The organism is Herbaspirillum sp. VT-16-41, assembly GCF_001994935.1.
GTDB classification, from domain to species: Bacteria; Pseudomonadota; Gammaproteobacteria; order Burkholderiales; family Burkholderiaceae_D; genus Herbaspirillum; species Herbaspirillum frisingense.
Genome location: NZ_MUXB01000137.1, coordinates 1 through 2,401 on the forward strand (window position 1 = coordinate 1; position 2,401 = coordinate 2,401).

Annotated in this window: 4 protein-coding genes; 2 read left to right on the forward strand and 2 right to left on the reverse strand. The window is 43.3% G+C overall.

The window, feature by feature from the left end:
• A partial coding sequence (locus BTM36_RS23120) for a DUF3231 family protein (protein WP_217349611.1) occupies window positions 1-417 on the reverse strand: 417 nt, incomplete at its 3' end.
• Window positions 418-479: 62 nt separating this feature from the next.
• Between BTM36_RS23120 and BTM36_RS23125 the strand changes: the two genes are divergently transcribed.
• Window positions 480-881 carry an MFS transporter gene (locus BTM36_RS23125; RefSeq protein ID WP_254427070.1) on the forward strand — a complete coding sequence of 134 codons (402 nt, stop codon included), beginning with the start codon at window positions 480-482 and terminating at the stop codon, window positions 879-881.
• A 175-nt stretch (window positions 882-1,056) separates the two neighbouring features.
• On the opposite strand, the gene BTM36_RS23130 is transcribed toward BTM36_RS23125, so the two are convergent.
• On the reverse strand, window positions 1,057-1,404 hold the full coding sequence (locus tag BTM36_RS23130; protein ID WP_077238127.1) for a prepilin peptidase-dependent protein: 348 nt from the start codon (window positions 1,402-1,404) through the stop codon (window positions 1,057-1,059).
• Window positions 1,405-1,456: 52 nt separating this feature from the next.
• Here BTM36_RS23130 and BTM36_RS28045 point away from each other — a divergent pair, with 52 nt between their 5' ends.
• Window positions 1,457-2,356 (forward strand): hypothetical protein, encoded by a 900-nt coding sequence (locus tag BTM36_RS28045; RefSeq protein ID WP_139347255.1) that lies wholly within the window; start codon window positions 1,457-1,459, stop codon window positions 2,354-2,356.
• Window positions 2,357-2,401 lie beyond the last annotated feature (45 nt).

The following is a 2,401-nucleotide window of genomic DNA, read 5'->3' on the forward strand; positions in this document are numbered from 1 at the left end:
TATCATAAAATCCTGTACTTCTTTTAATGGCGACGTTTGAGCAAAAGAAAGGCATAGTTTCATACCTACGGAGTTAGTTGTAACATTTTGATACAAATAAGTAATTTCAACAGCATTTAGAGGCCTTTTTTCACTAAAAGGATTTAACCCACTAAAATACTTCTTACTATCGATGTAGTCAACTTCTTTTGGAACTTGAATATACGGATGTCTAGCATTTAATCCTTTTAAAAGACTAGTATCAATCGATTGTTCGAAGAGAGTAGTGATTTCTGATAATGCCTTTATAAAATAATTACGTATGTCCTTTCTATAACTCAAGGAAATAAAATAACTATAAGCCTTCATGCCCACTTTTGCCATATGGTTCACGTAGCTTAAACAAAATAAACCAGTATAGAGCCAAGGAGCATCCATCTGGGCTGCTAAGACCCACTGTCGCCGTATCATTAAAAAAAGAAAGGGAGTGGGAGGAAGCAGTGTTAATCGCGATGGGGGCAAAAGTAGTTGAAACGGCACCATTCTACATATATGGAACATTTATCGTTTCTTATGCAACATCCAATTTGTCATTCAATGAGTCCGAGGCTTTGCATGCGGTTGTAATTGGCTCCTTAGTTGCTACGATTCTTATTCCGATTATTGGACATCTATTAGATCGAATTGGTAGAAAGAGAATTTACCTATTTGGTATTGTGGCGACTGTATTATATGATTTTCCATATTTCTGGATGCTGCAACAAGGTTCGGTATTTTTTCTTATTTTAGCAACGGTTATTGGGTTGGGATTCATCTGGGGTTCCCTCAATGCTGTCCAGGGAACGATGATGTCGGAAAGCCGCCGAAGAGGCGGGACATGGTGTCAGCGAAAACGACGATGAGTCCGACGAGCATGGTGTTCTCCTTGTAGTAGTGGGCGATCAGCCGCCGAAGAGGCGGGACATGGTGTCAGCGAAAACGACGATGAGTCCGACGAGCATGGTGTTCTCCTCATTAGGCTACCGAGTATGAGCATAAGCAGCACCAGTGCCAGTGAAGACATCCCGCGCTCACGGTTCACAAGTTAAAACCACTCACGCTAAAGGCAGCCGAAATATGTTGCGTGTTCTGCTCTTTGATTTGGCCTGCAAGACTGATGGTAAAGACAGGCGCAAAGCCAGTGATTTGCTGCCGGGTTACCGTAAACAGGGTCATAGCGACCGTATTGGGATCCGGCATTTTAGCCCAGCCCTCTCCCTCGCAGGATGTTGCGCCGCGCAAGGTTTCCAGCACGCCGTTTTGCAGACGAAGCCCCGTCTGGTCGGCATCGCTGGCCGGCGATGTTTCCCATCGTCCGTTGCTGTTAGCATCCCGTTGCACCACCACGCAACTCCCATTACGCCCGATAGTCAACGCTTGCCCCACACATTCACCGGCCTCGCGAGTTCAGACGGGCTGCAGCATCAGTAACTTAACGATGTCTGAGTGTCCTGAATTGCGGGGGCAACTACATGGCTGCAGTTACACACGCTATGCCGACGATATTACGTTTTCAACAAATCAAAAAAATTTCCCAGCAGAGATTGCTTATCAAGATGGCGACGATCCAGATAATTGGAAAATCGGTGCTCAACTTAATGGGTTAATTGTCAAAGCAGGTTTTGAACTGAATCCATTAAAAACAAGGATGCAATACAAAACTTCTAGACAGCAAGTGACAGGCTTGGTCGTCAACAAAAAAGTAAATGTCACTACCGAGTATAAAAAACTAGTTCGAGCCTATGTCTGTGCCTTGGTCAATCATGGGAAGTTTACTTTAAAAAAACCGGTGAAGCAGACTAACGGTAGTTTTACCTTGGACGATGTAGAAGGCAGTAGAAACCAACTGCACGGCATGCTCGGCTTTATACACTCTGTTGAAAATGTATTTAGGACAGAGGTTAAAAAGCATCCTTACAATCATTATCAACATTTACCCGATGAGAGAAAGCCTACGGGCAATTTAGCTCTTTATAGGCGATTTCTATTTTTCACTCGCTTCTATAAACCAGAGGCACCCCTAGTTGTCTGTGAGGGTAAAACAGATGGGGTGTATATAAGCAATGCTATTCACCAATGTAAAGAGCTTTATCCTGATCTTTTAAAGACAAGCGAGGATGGAAAATACGTTTTGTCTTTTCAGTTTTTTAAGTACGCCAGAAAAGATAAGAAAAAAGAGAAAATTTATCTGCCTAATTTTTCAACTGCAACTATTCTTGGAGCCAAAGGCGGTGCCGGTGGCCTCGGAAATCTTTTGATGAGCTATTACTTGGAGCAAAAAAAATTTGGAGCATCAATAGGAAAATTGACCTGCTCCCCGAGATTAGTACGGCAATGATGTAGAGTCTGCCCCATACGGAGGCAGCATGAAGAAACGATTTAC

Bases quoted from the DNA above. Each gene is read 5' to 3' on its own strand.
- BTM36_RS28045 (WP_139347255.1), top strand. From the start codon at position 1,457: ATGTCTGAGTGTCCTGAATTGCGGGGGCAACTACATGGCTGCAGTTAC.